At 59.3% G+C, this 15,546-nt stretch carries 13 protein-coding genes and 2 pseudogenes; 13 read left to right on the forward strand and 2 right to left on the reverse strand.

What is annotated here, in order from left to right; genetic code table 11:
* Positions 1-567: 567 nt before the first annotated feature.
* The 11 genes from ASC93_RS30625 to ASC93_RS10820 all read left to right on the forward strand — a co-directional run bounded on the left by ASC93_RS30625 (position 568) and on the right by ASC93_RS10820 (position 13,065).
* A complete protein-coding gene (locus ASC93_RS30625; RefSeq protein ID WP_157201849.1) occupies positions 568-1,044 on the forward strand; it encodes a hypothetical protein in 477 nt (158 codons plus the stop codon).
* 68 nt (positions 1,045-1,112) lie between these two features.
* Positions 1,113-1,574, forward strand: a complete 462-nt coding sequence (locus tag ASC93_RS30630) for a hypothetical protein (RefSeq protein WP_162251848.1) — start codon at positions 1,113-1,115, stop codon at positions 1,572-1,574.
* 57 nt (positions 1,575-1,631) lie between these two features.
* Entirely contained in the window at positions 1,632-2,393 is a 762-nt protein-coding gene (locus ASC93_RS10785; RefSeq protein ID WP_229412678.1) for an ABC transporter ATP-binding protein, read from the forward strand.
* Positions 2,390-3,955 carry a hypothetical protein gene (locus tag ASC93_RS10790; RefSeq protein ID WP_157201851.1) on the forward strand — a complete coding sequence of 522 codons (1,566 nt, stop codon included), beginning with the start codon at positions 2,390-2,392 and terminating at the stop codon, positions 3,953-3,955. Before ASC93_RS10785 ends, ASC93_RS10790 begins: the two co-directional genes overlap by 4 nt.
* Positions 3,956-4,027: 72 nt before the next feature.
* On the forward strand, positions 4,028-5,338 hold the full coding sequence (locus tag ASC93_RS10795; protein ID WP_229412679.1) for an MFS transporter: 1,311 nt from the start codon (positions 4,028-4,030) through the stop codon (positions 5,336-5,338).
* Between the two features lie 328 nt (positions 5,339-5,666).
* Positions 5,667-6,026 carry a hypothetical protein gene (locus ASC93_RS30635; RefSeq protein ID WP_157201852.1) on the forward strand — a complete coding sequence of 120 codons (360 nt, stop codon included), beginning with the start codon at positions 5,667-5,669 and terminating at the stop codon, positions 6,024-6,026.
* A gap of 223 nt (positions 6,027-6,249) precedes the next feature.
* The gene (locus tag ASC93_RS10800; RefSeq protein WP_082547934.1) at positions 6,250-7,410 is read left to right on the forward strand and encodes an efflux RND transporter periplasmic adaptor subunit; all 1,161 of its coding nucleotides are present in this window, start codon (positions 6,250-6,252) and stop codon (positions 7,408-7,410) included.
* Between the two features lie 36 nt (positions 7,411-7,446).
* A complete protein-coding gene (locus ASC93_RS10805; protein WP_056441052.1) occupies positions 7,447-9,411 on the forward strand; it encodes an ATP-binding cassette domain-containing protein in 1,965 nt (654 codons plus the stop codon).
* 10 nt (positions 9,412-9,421) lie between these two features.
* The gene (locus ASC93_RS10810) at positions 9,422-10,858 is read left to right on the forward strand and encodes a TolC family protein (protein ID WP_082547935.1); all 1,437 of its coding nucleotides are present in this window, start codon (positions 9,422-9,424) and stop codon (positions 10,856-10,858) included.
* A 42-nt stretch (positions 10,859-10,900) separates the two neighbouring features.
* The gene (locus ASC93_RS10815) at positions 10,901-11,404 is read left to right on the forward strand and encodes a toxin-activating lysine-acyltransferase (protein ID WP_056441059.1); all 504 of its coding nucleotides are present in this window, start codon (positions 10,901-10,903) and stop codon (positions 11,402-11,404) included.
* Positions 11,401-13,065: a hypothetical protein gene (locus tag ASC93_RS10820; RefSeq protein ID WP_056441062.1), complete on the forward strand. Its 1,665-nt coding sequence runs from the start codon at positions 11,401-11,403 to the stop codon at positions 13,063-13,065. The genes ASC93_RS10815 and ASC93_RS10820 overlap by 4 nt, the downstream gene beginning before the upstream one ends.
* Here ASC93_RS10820 and ASC93_RS32595 read toward each other — a convergent pair.
* Complete coding sequence (locus ASC93_RS32595) at positions 13,007-13,270, reverse strand: hypothetical protein (RefSeq protein ID WP_307188984.1); 264 nt, start codon at positions 13,268-13,270, stop codon at positions 13,007-13,009. The two genes, ASC93_RS10820 and ASC93_RS32595, sit on opposite strands and share 59 nt — an antisense overlap.
* 172 nt (positions 13,271-13,442) lie before the next feature.
* Positions 13,443-13,700 (reverse strand): annotated as a pseudogene (locus ASC93_RS32600) (EAL domain-containing protein); the annotation flags it as partial.
* 27 nt (positions 13,701-13,727) lie between these two features.
* Here ASC93_RS32600 and ASC93_RS30640 point away from each other — a divergent pair.
* Positions 13,728-14,606: a DUF6625 family protein gene (locus ASC93_RS30640; protein ID WP_157201853.1), complete on the forward strand. Its 879-nt coding sequence runs from the start codon at positions 13,728-13,730 to the stop codon at positions 14,604-14,606.
* 161 nt (positions 14,607-14,767) lie between these two features.
* Positions 14,768-15,373, forward strand: a pseudogene (locus ASC93_RS10830) (IS5 family transposase); the annotation flags it as partial.
* Between the last annotated feature and the right edge of the window lie 173 nt (positions 15,374-15,546).

The following is a 15,546-nucleotide window of genomic DNA, read 5'->3' on the forward strand; positions in this document are numbered from 1 at the left end:
CCTAAACACCTAATCGAGTGCATTCGCTGATCGCATAACACGACTGCACGCGGTACAGGACGAGCAGGCCGAAGCCCTTGGCAATGCGGCGGCCGTCAACCTGAACAATTCGAATATGTCCACTTATGGCGTATTGCGATTTTTCGGCTCACCGCACTGTGCCGGCCGCAGAAGATAACCTAAAAAGTTGGAAGCAAGGATTTTTCATTACGAATTTTGCTATCAGGAGGATCAACTTTCAGTTCGTTACAATTAATGACAATTGAAAGAATTCTAAAATATATATTGGCGCCAAGTTTTCGGTTCCAAGGAAGCGCTGGGCTGACGAGGTACATCGCACGGGAACGATAGAAGTTTATTTTTCCTCAATTGTCATGAATCGTCCGGGCGCATGAAATCGCGCTACGTGATGAAGTTAAAACTCTGCCCAAGACAGGCAACAATAAAATTCACGAAAATATCCCTTTTTTTCTAGTCCATATATTCAGCGCACGGAAGATTGGCTGAAGATGCAATGTCTGGCATCCGGATTTTTACGACCATTCACTACTATTCCCGCACCGACAAATGATTCCAAAAAGCGATGTCAATCTGCCTGCATCGGATAACCTCGGGGCCATCAGCGAGTCGAGAACCCGGGCACCAGTTGAAGTCCGCTGGGCCTTGAAGCTGCTCTGGCTGGCCCTTGCGCTTAGCGTCGTACAATATTTATTTTTCCTGCCGGTTGCAATCAGCATCCTACCAACCGGTCCTGGTGCACATGGTCCTGGCATCTTTAGCCTAGCTTTGCCATTCGGCGGGTTTGCGTTCGGTGCTTACCTGAATATCGAGATCGCGCGCCGAAAGAATTGGGCACGCATTATCAAGTTCTTGATTGCGGCGGCAAGTCTCGGTGTCCAGTGGGCATTTTCACCTGGGTTGACAGGATTCGAATACATTACAGCGGGTGCTCCACCGGCACTTAGTTTTGCCGCCCTATATTTGCTCTTCCTTACTTCGGGCCGTCGGTGGTTTCGGCGGGCATCATTGCACCCGGCAATCTGATTTGTAAAATCAAAGCAAGTTTTTATACTTTTCGATTAGTTAATTTTATATTAATATTTTTTAGGCCTATGATGCGTCATACTCTTGCGTTCCTGCTGGTTGCGTCCATTTTACCGACGATGGCTTTCGCCGCCTCATCCGACTCATCTTGCGACCTGGTGGACCGCGAAGCACTCGTCGCGTTCAAGCTGGAAAATTCCACGTCTAAAGCGGAGCACAAGGACGTACCGGAAACGAAAGGCGCGGCAAACCCGGGCATCAACATCTGTACCATCACCGCCCGGGACGCACCGTTGCCGTCTCTCATCGTGACGAGCGCTGCGCTTCCGCAGGGTGCCAAGACGGTCAAGCCGTCCTGCAAATGGCAATCCATTCCTGGAGTAAGCGTGGACGTCGGCATTTGCAACGCAACCGTCAACCATAAGTTCGTATCATTCGCCCTGTCGACGAAAACTACATCCGATAAAAACATGCTCCCGCTGCAAGTCGAACGGCTGGTCAATCGTCTTTCGGCGGCCGGCTCGCACTGAACGCCAGGCCAGTAAAAAGGATCATCGCGGCTGGCACACATGAGAGACGGAAGCAAAATGATGAGTTTTCGCCCCCCTGCACTGGAGATCGCCGGTCTCACGAAGCGCTTCGGCGGCATTCCGGCAGTGGATCGTCTGGACCTGACGATCCCGCAAGGCGAATTCCACGCTCTGCTGGGTCCGAACGGCGCCGGAAAGACGACGACTTTGCGCATGGTGGCGGGGTTGCTGAATCCGGATTCCGGGCGTATCCATGTTATGGGCCACGACATGATGAGTGAGCCTGGGCAAGCCAAGGCAAACCTGGCATTCTTGCCCGACGACCCTCTGCTTTACGGCAAGCTTCGTGCATTGGAATATCTGGAATTTGTCGCTGGCCTATGGGGTATCACACCCGATATCGCGATGCGACGGGCCGAAGAATTGCTGCGCCTTCTCGATTTGTGGAAGCACTCGGGCGAACTTGTCGAGGGTTATTCGCGCGGCATGCAACAGAAGCTGGCCCTCGCCGGCGCACTGATTCACGATCCCGTGGTGCTGATCCTGGACGAGCCTCTGACTGGGCTCGATGCTGCGGCCGCGCGGCTCGTCAAGGACCTGCTGCTCGAGATGGTCGCCCGTGGCGGCACCGTTATTCTCACGACGCACATTTTGGAAATCGCCGAACGCCTCGCGCAACGCATCAGCATTGTTCATCGAGGCCGGGTCATCGCCCAGGGCGGGTTGGATGAATTGCGCGCCGACGTTTCCGCTCAAGGCAAGCCAGACAGCACACTCGAAGAGGTGTTCCTGCAACTCACTGCGGGGGGTGAGACATGAAGTTGATGGCAGCAGCGCGCCCCGGCAGCACGCGCTGGCTGATCCAGCATGAGCTTCGGCTGGCCTGGCGTGGCTCGGATAAGCGCCGGCGAGTGGTGGTCGGCGCGGTCCTCGCCGCACTGTGGTTGGCCTTGCATGTCGGAGCCTACGTGCTGTTCCGGCGATGGTCAGGCGCCACAGGCACGCTGCCCGCATGGACGGCACAGATTCTGGGCGGTGCCACCTGGCTTGTCATCGGCGTGATGCTCTCCGGGGCAGTAGCTGGCTCGGTATCGGCATTATTCGATCGCGGCGACCTCGACATGTTGCTGTCGTCCCCCCTGCCGGCGCGCACTGTGTTCATGGCGCGCGGCCTGGGTATCGCAGCGGACGCCGGCAAGACACTCCTGTTCCTGTTGTCACCCGTGGTCAACGTAGGCGTGCTGTTCGGGTATTGGAACCTCCTAGCCGTGTACCTGACCCTGCCGTCGCTGGCCCTGGCGGTAACGGCGCTGGGCATGAATCTGTGCCTGGTCCTGGTGCGCCTGGTGGGTGCGCGCCGCACCCGGAGTCTGGGCAAGATCCTGGGTACCATGGTCACTACCGCGACATTTCTATTATTTCAGTTGCGGCAAATATTCGATGCAACAACGACGGAGCATCTGGTTGCCGCGCTGACCCGCTGGGCCGCGCCGGGTGGTCCGCTTGCGCCGGACAGCCTCCTGTGGCTTCCGTCACAGGCCATGGGCGGCGCGCCATTGCCCGTGTTGGTCATGTTCGTCGCGGGACCGGGCATCTTCTGGCTGACCGTGCGATTGACCCACCATCGCTTTCTGGCCGGCACGCAGGAGTCGGTGACCGGCAGCGCCGTGCGCACGCTGGCAACGCCCCAGTCGGAGACGATATGCTTCAAATCCGCTCTGTGGCAGGCCGTACTGAGGAAAGAATGGCGCCTGATCCGCAGGGAGCCTGTACTGATTTCGCAAACGCTGATGCAACTGACCTTCGTGGTCGTTCCGGTCGTGTACTCGAACGTGCAGCAGAATGCGGACTCGGCCACGTTGATGTCATTGCTAGGGCCGCTGACGGTATACCTAGCCGCATCGCTGGCAGGCAGCCTCGCGTGGATCACGATCGCGGCTGAGGACGTACCGGAATTACTGCACATGGCCCCGGTTTCCTTGTCCCGGTTGCGCTGGATGAAGGCCCTGGCTGCGTTGCTGCCCACCTGGGTGCTGGCGCTCCCGGCCGTGGCGTTTATCACAACGATCAATCTGCCGTCAGTACCGGGACTGTTGCTCTGCCTCGTGGGCGGCACGGTCTCAGTAGTGGCGACCCATATCTGGTATCCGATCCAGGCGACACGCGCGGACCTGGCGCGCGGTAAGCCCGGTCGAGGCGCGGTAACGCCGATCGCCGCCTTTGTCACGCTCGCCTGGGTGATTTCAGCATTCTGGCTGGCCGAAGCGCGAGCCTCTGCACTGTCGAGTCTACTGGCAGCCACGCTGGGATCCTCCGCCATCTGGATGCTGGGGCGCGCGCGGCGCGCGGATGAGAGGGATAGGACAGTCCGGTCGCGTTGAGTGATTGCGGCACAACCCCAACCAGGGCGGAGGTAGCGCTGCGGGTTGATCACGTTACGGAAAATAGAAATCATGATGCGCCCGTCACTGTCGAAAACATTCCCTTTGCTTTGGGTGCCGTCCGGTTATTTCACAATGGCACTGACTTCGATGACGCTGACAAGCGTGGTCGCGATCATGTTCAAGAATCTGGGCATGGACAATGCACAGGCGGCCGAGTATGCGAGCTGCCTGCTCTTCATCTATACGATCAAACCGTTGTTCGCGCCCATCGTTGAAATGTACCGTACCAAGAAGTTCTTCGCGCTATGGGCACAGATGGCAGTCGGCGTGGGCTTTGCTGGTGCCGCGCTGATCATGGTCCTGCCGAATTACATCACGTTCCTGATGATTGCTTTTCTGATCATCTCCTTTTTCGGGGCGACCCAGGACATTGCGTTCGATGGTGTCTACGTTACGTCGCTGAGCAGCAAGGTCCAATCGCTGTATTGTGGCGTTCAAAGCCTGAGTTGGAATATCGGTCCGATCGTCGCTTCGGGCGGTCTGGTCTACCTGAGCGGATGGCTGCATACGCACTCCTTTCATCACGACGCCACCGTGGCCGGGCCGGAATGGATCGAATCCTGGCGCATTATCTTCCTGATCGTCGGCGGTATTACGTTGGTGATGGCGGCCTGGCATTCGATCGTAATGCCGGATGGCGCACGTTCCCGAAATACGGGAACATCGATGCGCGACGCGTGGCATGTCCTGTGGGATTCATTCGTCACGTTTTTTCAAAAACCCGGTGCCTGGGTCATGATAGCGTTCGCCTTCCTGTTCCGCTCCAGCGTAGGGCTGCTTGAAAAGATTGGCCCATTCTTTATGGTCGATCCTGTCGCCAAAGGCGGACTGGGACTATCCAACGAATTATTAGGAATCGTCTATGGGACCGTCGGCCTTGGTGCATTTCTGTTTGGCTCACTGCTGGGCGGAATTTTCGTCACTCGGCGCGGTTTGCAGCCCTTCCTGCTTTTCCTTCTTTCATGCGCAGTGAATATTCCGGGCGTGGCATTCCTGTTACTGAGCATTTCACAACCGCACAACCTGATCATCATCACCGCCAGCGTCGCCATCGAGAAGTTCTTTTTCGGATTCGGCTCGGTCGGCTACATGATTTACCTGATGCAACAACTCGCACCAGGAAAATACCCGACCTCCCATTACGCATTTGGGACGGCATTGATGGCCCTGTGCATGATGGTGACCGGAGTAATCAGCGGCCACTTGCAACAGATGCTCGGCTATGTCAGCTATTTTACTGTCGTAATGCTCGCCACGATTCCATCATTTCTGGTTACCTGGTTCGCCCCATTCAACCAAGATGATGCGGTACGCTCATGAATCAGGGACCGTTGCAGAACCCTTGGGTCATCGCTTCAGGCAATTCGGATGCGCGGAATCTTGTCGTGTTTTAATCCTTGATTATGAAGATTTCCTGAGACGAGGGAAATAAAAATTCCGCAGTTATGTTTTTTAATAAAAAACGGAAAATATCTTGCTTTATTACAATCGGAGAGATTTTTATAAAATCTCACATCTATAGTAAATGCCGCAATCAGGTTTTTATGCTTCGTCCGTTACCAGGTTACAGGGCCGCATAGGACATGTTTGCGCCATTGCGGATTAAATCTTATCAGTAGCGTGCGAAATATCTGGATCATTCGAATATTTGCGCTTTACCGAAATTCTTCAATCCAATCTCAATTTGATCTTTTACAGGAATAATATTATGAAAATTTTGTCCAACACGAGGCTCAAATCGTTTGCGGCACATACGGCTGCGGCGGCAATGATTGCCGCTCCCATAGTTGCCCAGGCTGATACGTGCAGCACCGTTTGCTCGGTTGTCGCAGCCGGAGCTGGGAACATGGCTGCAGCCGACATCATGGCGACCGCTGCGGTCGCGTGTGCCGGCCTCGGCCCGATTGCTTCGGCTGCTTGTGTCTATGCGATCAATGGTGTTGCTGGTTCCGTGGGGGCTGCGGTCGCTATTCAGGCACTGAACGCTTGCCAAGCTGTCGCGTGCTGAAGCATCGAGACTAGGCCTGTTGAGCCTTAAATCAGGGAGCCGCTGACTCGATCCAACCGTAATCAATAGTTAAATTGATCAGCACTTCCTCAGGCAGAGCAGGCTTGCGGCGGCACGCTGGTGGCGCCGCTCTCACTACAGCCCATCGATCCTTCCATCCGCGTCATTCCGGTAGCGATGGTTTAATCAGTAGTCGTTGGTCATCGAACGAAATCGCAGTGAAATGAATTCTGCTTCAACTAACAAGTATTGGCGTCAGATCCGTGAACATTGGCGCGCCATCCTGGGGCCGGTAATTGCTGCGTCGGTCGTATTTGGCTTGGTACTGTATTTCAGCGTCCGGGCAACACCGCTATCGGCACCATCAACGGTCACGGTCGAACGGACCGACATCGTCCAGATAGTGCAGGCCTCCGGCTTGCTGCAGCCCAAGCTCAGGGTGGACATCGGCGCCCAGGTCAGCGGCCAAGTACGGCAATTGCATGTGCAGTTGGGCCAGACGGTGAAGACCGGCGCCCTGCTGGTGAGCCTGGACTCTGACAGCGGCCGCAACGCGGTGCAGCAAGCCGAGGCCGCCATGGCCCAGCAGGCGGCCACCGTCAAACGCACACGCATCGACCTCGAAGCCGTCCGCCGCGAAGCTGAGCGCCAGCGCAGATTGCTCGCAGGCGATGCCACCACAATTCTGGACAAAGAAAAAGCCGACACCGACCTGTCCAAGCTCGAAGCCGAGTTGCAAGTCCAGGAGGCCATGTTGCAACAACGGCGCGCCGACCTCGTCGATAAGCAATTGAAGCTGACCTTTACCCGCGTGTCGGCCCCCATCGATGGCGAAGTCGTGGCGGTCGCCGTGCAGGAAGGGCAGACCGTCAATGCGCTGCAGATGGCCCCGACGCTGCTGACGTTGGCCCAGATGCGAACGATGACCGTCAAGGCCCGCGTCGCCGAGGCCGAGATCGGCCTGGTGCGGGTGGGACAGACGGCGCACGTCACCACGCTGGCCGCGAACGGACAGCGCTACGAAGGCAAGGTGCGGGTCGTGCAACCCATCCCCGAGCGCATCGGCAACGCGTTGTTCTACAACGTGCTCTTCGACATCGACAATACCGATCACCAGTTGCTCAGCGATATGACGGTGCAGGTCGAACTGGACGTGGCCCGGGCCGATCAGGTACCGACCCTGCCCGTCCTCGCGCTCGACAAGCGCGGCAACGACGGCCGATACACGGTGCAGGTACTGGACGCCACGGGCAAGATCAATCCGCGCCAGGTACGCATCGGCATTCGCGACGACGCCCACGCCCAAGTGCTTGAGGGCGTGAAGCCGGGCGAACGCGTGCTGCTCACGTTACCGGCGGCTACCCCGAGCACGACCGTTCATTAAAACGCACATGATTTATCTGCACATGAGGGCGGCGACATGTCCCTGATCGAGTTGGAACGGGTCTCGCGGCATTACGCATCCGGTGGCGCGCAGGTGCGCGCGCTCGACGATGTGAGCTTGCGCATCGAGGCTGGCGAGATGGTCGCCATCATGGGCGCTTCGGGTTCGGGCAAGTCGACGCTGATGAATCTACTGGGTTGCCTGGACAAGCCAAGCAGTGGGCGGCTGTGCGTGGACGGCCACAACCTCCCCGAGCTCTCGCCCGACCAGACGGCGACCCTGCGCCGCGAAACCTTTGGCTTCATCTTCCAGCGCTATCATCTGCTCCCGCACCTCGACGCCGTAGGAAACGTGGAGTTGCCTGCGATTTATGCCGGCTACAACGGCCGCGAGCGGCACCGGCGTGCCATTTCTCTGCTGCAGCGTCTGGGCTTGGGCGAGCGCCTGTCGCACAAGCCTGCCGCGCTCTCCGGCGGACAGCAACAACGGGTCAGCATCGCCCGCGCCCTGATGAATGGCGGCCGCATCATCCTGGCCGATGAACCCACCGGCGCGCTCGACAGCGCCAGCGGCGCCGAACTGCTGGCGCTGCTGGGCGAACTCAATGCGATGGGGCACACGGTCATCCTCGTAACCCACGATGCCGAGGTGGCGTCCCATGCGCGACGTATCATCGAATTGCGCGACGGTCGCGTCGTGCGCGATGCCGCCATGACGACGGCGCCGCGCGCGGCCACGCCGGGCGAGGAACCTGCCCGGCTTTCGACAGCGCGTGGCCCCGCACACTGGCTGGCGCCGTGGCGCGAAGCCCTGGCCATGAGCCTGGCTGCGCTGAGCGGCAATCGCATGCGCAGCGCGCTGAGCATGCTGGGCATCAGCATCGGCATTGCCGCCGTAATCAGTATCAACGCACTTGGCGAGGCTGCGCGCAGCGGCGTACGACACAGCGCGCAGGAAGCCTCCGCGAGCAAATTGGACATCAGCCAGGGCAACCGCAAATTACTGCCCGGGGCCGTCACCCAGCCGCTGACCCTGCGCGACGTGATGGCGCTGCGCTCCCTGCCTGGCGTTACGGCGGTCGTGCCCCATTATGCGTCGGGCGCCACCGCCCGGCACGGCCGGCGCGACGACTCCGTCACGGTGAACGGCATCGCGGTTGGCGACATCGGGCTCGGCAACCAAACCATCACGCAGGGCCGCGATATCGGCGCACAAGACCAGCAAAACGCCGCGCAGGTGGCGGTGCTGGATCGTGTGGCGCGAGACGTCCTATTTGCACCTGGCGAACCGGTGCTCGGACAGACAGTGATGGTGGGGCCCCTACCACTCACCGTGATCGGACTCGCCGAGCCCCTGCACGCGCAAGACTCCCCCTTCACCCTGCCTTTCAGGGTTCCGGGCAATGTCTACGTGCCTCAGTCCACTTACACCAGCAAGTTCGACACACATCTGGAGACCGACCGCTTGAGCGTGCATTTCGCTACGCCATTCCCGACCGAGACCTTCCGCGCGCAGGTACGACAGCGCCTGTTGGCGCTGCATGGCGGCACCGAGGATTTCACCCTCGAGACCAACGACGCGTTGACCGGCATCTTCACGGTCCTGCTTACCCAACTGACCGGACTCCTCCGGGCCATCGCCGCCATCTCGTTGCTGGTGGGCGGCGTCGGCGTGATGAACATCATGCTGGTGTCGGTCGCCGAGCGCACCCGCGAGATCGGCATCCGCATGGCGGTAGGCGCGCGCCAGCGCGACGTGCGGCGCCAGTTCCTGATCGAATCAGTATTGCTCTGCTGCCTGGGTGGACTGGCCGGGGTATCGCTGCCCTGGCTGGCGACACAAGTGATCAGGCTCGCGTTTCCGGATCTGCCTCTCGTCGTTTCCTGGGATGCCCTGGCGCTGGCGCTGGGCACGTGCACGGCCATCGGCCTGTTGTTCGGCAACCTGCCGGCGCGCAATGCCGCGATGCTGAGTCCAGTGGTTGCCCTTGCACGCGATTGACGGATACACCATGACACGATTCTCCATTTCTTCCCAACGAATCCTGCAGGCTGCGCTGATGGTGGCCCTGGGCGGCTGCGCCGCGTGGCCCAAACCGCCCCAGCGTCCAGCGGCGCCCACGCCACCTGCAACTTGGCAGGAAGCCGACGCGGCAGCCGCCGCGCCCGTCAGTTCTCCCGAGATGCCCTGGTGGCAGGTGTTGCATGATCCTGAACTGGACGCGCTGCAAGCCCAGGCTTTGCAAACCAATATCGATACACTGCGCAAGGCCCTGGATTGGCAAAGCGCCCGCATCCAAGCCAGGCTGACCGCCCTGGACGAACAACCTCGCCCCGGCCTGAGCCTGAGCGCCAATACCAACCGCACGTTGCACTCGGGAGCGCCCTCCGTGGTGATCGATGGCGTGAGCGTGCCGGTAGCCGCGGCCGCGAGCACCTCGCACAACTATGGCAGCAGTACCAGCCTCAGCTATGAAGTGGACCTCTGGTCGAAATTCGCCAAGGCCACGCAGGGTGCTCAGGCCGAGGTCGACATCCGGCGCGAGGACTGGCGCAGCGCGCGCTGGCTCGTCAGCACCAGGGTGGCCGAGGCGTACTGGACCATCGCCGCCATCGACGCCAAGCTGCCGATGCTGGCCGAACTCGCGCAAGCCGCCGACGAGGCGCTGAGGATTTCCCACTTGCGCTTCAAGGAAGGCAAGCTGCGTGCCGATGAAGTGGACGTTGTCGTGAGCAAGCAAAACGAAGCACGCAAGAGTCTCGCGGATGCCCAAGCCGACCGGCGCCTGAAGCTGAATGAACTCGCCCTGCTGCTGGACCGAGAGCCGTCGGCCCTGGTGCCGGGCGAAGCCGTCCTGCCTCCCGACGAGCCGATGGAGCCGGCCCTGGGTACGCCCGCGCAAACGCTTGAGCGCCGGCCCGACGTACGCCAGGCACGGCTGGCGGTGGACGTCGCGCTCGCCAGGTTGCACGTGGCCGAGGCGTCGCGCTATCCCGCCTTGAACCTGAACCTGAACCTGTCCACCAACGGCACGAACTGGAGCCACTGGTTCAGCCAGCCACTGGCGACGCTGGGGCAAAGCCTGGCAGTGCCGATGGTCGACTGGCGCCGGCTGGATGCGCAGCGCGACGTGGCCCGCAACACGCTCGATAATGCGGCGCTGGCGTTGCGCGCCAGCGTGAGCCAGGCCCTGGTCGATGTGGAAAATGCCCTGCTGGAGCGCGAACGCTGGCAGCGAGGGTGGCAAGCGGCACAGGTCCAACGGGCCGAAAAAGAAAAGGTGTATGCCATCGCCCGCCTGCGACAGGAAGTAGGCGTCTTCGGCCAACTCGACGTCTTGCAGAGCAGAGAGGGCGTACTCAAGGCGCAAATGGACATCATCGACCTGCGCCTGAAAGCCTGGTTGAATCTTTTAAGCCTGTACAAAGCGTTGGGCGGGGCGGTGTAGGCCTCGCATGAGTCGATTCAACACGAACAAGGAGCAAACCGAATGCATTCGACAGCCGCCATTGGTGGCCAACTCAAACCGGGCTCGGCCGCTGCCGGGGAAAGCGTGGACCTGGGCCTGGTATGCCAGTTCGCTGCGCGCCTGCCGAGCCATGCGCAGACACCTCTGGGTGGCATGACGGCACTGTTGCTGAATGCACGGCGAGTCGATCAATTGAAGGTCTACGTGAACGCCTATGGTGAGTGCGTTGGTTACGTCGCCTGGGCCTTCCTTACGCCCGACGTCGAAGACGACTTTATCTCTGACAAGCCGCGCCCCCTGGCCGAGTGGGAATTCAACGACGGCACCAGTCCCTGGATAGTGGATATGGCGGTGGCATCAGGCTCGCTGCCGTACGTGCTGGAAGACTTGCGTGATGTGGTGTTTCGCGAACACGAGCAACTCACGTATTTTCGCGTCAAGAATGGGCATACGGTGTGCAAGCGCGTCAGCCGACTAGATCGCACCACGTTCATGGCGGCCGGTCGCACAGGAGTACTCGCATGAGGCCCGCCTTGTTGCCCCCATCGTCGCTCATCGAGGTCGAGACCCGACGACTGGCACGCGCCGAAATCGTCTGGCAGGACGGCACCGATGTGGTCGACCCGACGCAGGTATATTGCCGGCCCCAGCGCTATGAAGCTGACGACCTGTACGAAACCGAGACCCGCGTCGAGTGGGCAGACCGCTATGGCGGTACCGGCACAGGTGCCGCCGGCGGCAGCGGACGCTGCACTGCACTGAACGGGCTGCAAACCAAGGGGGTCGGCGTGACGCCTCTGGTCGCACCCGTCGCGGACCCGTTTCACGCCTCGGGCACCATGATGTTGTTCGAGGCCGCCACCGAGGCACTGTTCGCCGGCGTGTACCAGGCCAGCCTGCCTTTCGGCGCGGTGCCGGTGCACGCCGTGATCCTGACGGGAGGCCGCTACTCGCAGCCGCTGGGCGATGATGCGGACGCGCGTTGCGTGCGATCCCTGGCGATTCGCCCCTTCGTCCCCCGGCCGGCGCACTTCATGCGTAATTTCATGTACCCGGATGGGAACCGCGCCGCGGGCCCTACTGCACATGGAATAACGGTCGACTGCTGGCGTACCGAGCAAGCGATGGCGTGCCTCGCGACGAACTTCAAGACGAGTCTGACACTTTCAGCCAGCGAAAACGACGAGATGGCGTTGCTGGACGCCGGCCTGCGCGAACTGACGCGCCGTCTGGCCTGGCAATGCGCGGCCGGCTTTGCGAAGCGGCTTCCTCATGGCACGCTGAGTTGCTCGAACATCGCATTGAACGGTGCCTACCTCGATTTCGGCGTATCCAACTTCCTGCCGTCGTACCGGCGGCTGTGCTGGGCACATGGGCAAGAACCATGGACGGAAGCGATGTGGCCACTCAGGACAGTGCTGTCCTTGCGGCAGCAGTTGGACAAGTATCGCCCGCTCATCCTCGGCGGCGCGATAGTGAGCTGCGATGACTTGACTGAAGAGTACGGACGACATTTCCAGCAACGGCTGGCAATCGAAATGGCCAAGATGGCCGGCCTTACGGAGGACATGGCATCGGCCTGCCCGGCCGAACTGCTTCGCACGTGGCTGAAAGCCATGCGCAGCACGTGGACCCGGGGTGCCCAAGAACGTTTCGTGACGGATTCAGGCCGTCTCGCCGACGGTAGGGCCGCACCTCCACCACGCCAACTCGGGCGTTTCGACCTCAACGCGATACTCGCTGCCGCGGGGCCATGCGGCGATGCCGAAAGCATGGATCGCGCCTTGGCTCCCCTGTTGGGCGACCCTACTTTGCGCCGAGAATTCGTCAACGCGGCAAGCGAAGTGCGCAGGTGGCTGCGCAACCTGGTGGAGCCCGAGGGCAGCAGCAATCTGGATGCCTATCTTGCGCGCCAGGCCCTGCGGAAGAACGCCGACCTGCCCGCTTTGAAGCGGGAGAAGAGCGCGGGCCTCGATCTGCTGAAGCCGTTCCGGCAGTTGGAAATTGCCGGTAATACGGCAGCGATCGGCCCCGCCATCGACCGCGCGCTGGTCCAGGCCCGCCATGTGTTGGCCGACCTCGATCCTGCACTTCCGGGAGACACAGGCGTGGCGCAGTTGGTTGGCGTCACGCGGCCTCCTCGTCCTCCCTTGGCGTCTTACGGTCATCATACTGCCCGTGCGTGAGCCAATACTGGCGGAACGCGAGCCGCACGTTGTCGCGCGGGTCCGTGTCGTTCCGCGGCTTCCTATAAAAGCGGTAGATGGTGCCGCGGTTGATCGAATCGAGCACCGTCTCCGCGCCCGTATATCCGGACAGGATGATGCGCATCGTGTCTGGATACATTTCCTTGACCTTGCTGATGAATTCGGCGCCGCTCATCCCGCGCATGCGCTGGTCGCATAACACCACCTGCACGCGGTACAGCGCGAGCAGCTTGAGGCCCTCGATTGGCGACGCGGGTTTCCAGCACGAGTCGCGCTAGGTCGGCCGGTGCGAGCGCGCGCGAAAAATGAGAACCCCGGATCTCGTCGCAGCGGTGGCGGCGCAGCAGCGCCATCTGGGCGCGCGATTCCACGCCTTCGGAGATCACCTGCATGTGCAGGCTGTGCGCGATGCAGAGGATGGCCAGCGCGATCGCGGCATCGTCGGGGTTGGTCGTGATGTCGCGCACGAATGCGATGTCGCTCTTCAGCTTGTCGATCGGGAAGCGCTTCATTCGGAACGATCTTGTGCCTGCATCTCGCTGATGGTTATCCGATACACGACTCGGCGAGAACGGCGTACCCATATGACGTCGAAAAGCCGCAAGCCGAAGCATATTCTCGAGTAATAGAGTAAGGAATTTATGAAAAGCATTGTCATATTAATTGATTATTTTGGGAATTGGCCAAAATGGTTTCCCGTATTTTTGACCAGTTGCGCATCCAATAGTACAGTTGATTGGATTATCAGGACTGACTGCAAAATTCCGGAAAATCCACCGAAAAACGTAAAGTTTTTTCTCAGTTCGTATACCGACTACGTGGCGGCTGTTTCTCAACGTCTGGGTATCAACTTTAAACCGGCTAGAAGTTATAAAATTTGCGACCTTAAGGCTATGTACGGCGATATGTATGTCGACGATATAGCGAGTTATGACTATTATGGCTTCGGAGACCTGGATGTTATTTATGGTGATATCCGAAAATTTTATACCGATGAGGTCTTGTCTTTCGATGTGATCAGTACCCATGTGGGTATGATTTCCGGGCACCTTGCGCTTTTTAAGAATACAGAGCGCATGCGTAAGGCATACACTAAAATTCTAAATTGGAAGGAATATTTGGAGAATCCGAATCCAACAAGGTTTGATGAGGATATTTATTCTAATCTATTTTTTCGATGGCATCGGGTGAGGGGGTACGATGCAATCTACAGTCGCGACGTCTATTGTAAAGAGCAATATTCGACAGTCTTTCATACCATGCCTTGGCATGATGGAATGGCTGATCATCCTGATATATGGTTCTGGAAAAATGGAATTGTCACAAATAATAGAAATGTTGGGCGCGAATATCTTTATTTGCATCTAATGAATTTCCAATCGATGCGATGGGTCAATTCTGCGTGTCGCGAAAATCATATCCCTTGGAAAGACAATCCAGATATGTTATTTACACGGGCTGGTGAGGAAAGCTACGGCGTAAGGATAGACTGGTCCGGAATCCAACGTTTGACCTACTAAGATTTCGGAAAGTAGGTCGTACGCGGTCGGTCTTCGTCTGCGCTGGAAAGAAGCGCACGTTGGATTGATCGGACATTAGGGAAACGCTAATTTAATGTCGACCAGTCATGGTCGGCATGCCGAAATGGCACAATAACGACTTCGATTCCTGCTGAACAGTCATGACGCAAACCACGTTCTCCGACGCCGAGTTCACCCACAAGAAGAAGCAGACCCGACGCGATCGGTTCCTGGCCGAGATCGAGGCCGTGACCCCGTGGCCAGCGCTGGTGGCAGCGCTGCTGCCGTACTACCCCAAGGGCGAAGGGCGAGGCCGTCCGCCCGTTGGGCTGGAGCGGATCCTGCGCATGTACATCGCGCAGCAGTGCTTCGGCTTGTCGGACGAGGGGATCGAAGATGCGATCCACGACAGCCAGGCCATTCGCGGTTTTGTCGGCATCGACCTGACGCACGAGCCGGCGCCGGACGCGACGACGCTGCTCAAGTTCCGCCGCCTGCTCGAGAAGCACAACCTGACGCGCCGGATCTTCGATGAAATCAACGGGCACTTGGCCAGCAAAGGCCTGATGATGCGCGAGGGGAACATCGTCGACGCCACCCTGATTGCAGCGCCTCCCTCGACCAAGAACCACGACGAAAAGCGCGATCCGGAAATACACCAGTCCAAGAAGGGCAAGAACTGGTTCTTCGGGATGAAGGCCGATATCGGCGTTGATGCCAGGTCTGGCCTCACGCACACGCTTGTGACCACTGCGGGCAACGTGGCTGCGCGAAGGAATTGAGTCCCTGCCTTCGCAGGGACGACGGTCTTGATGCTGAGGAGATAAGTCAGACAGACCCTGGTCGGCGCGGCCCTGAACGAGTTCCAGCTCGGCCGCGTACTGGCGCTGCTGTGCGCCAAACACGTTGCGAATTTGAAATTCGGCGCTGTCCTGCCGTG

The sequence above is a fragment of the Massilia sp. Root335 genome (assembly GCF_001425685.1).
Taxonomy (GTDB): Bacteria; Pseudomonadota; Gammaproteobacteria; order Burkholderiales; family Burkholderiaceae_D; genus Telluria; species Telluria luteola.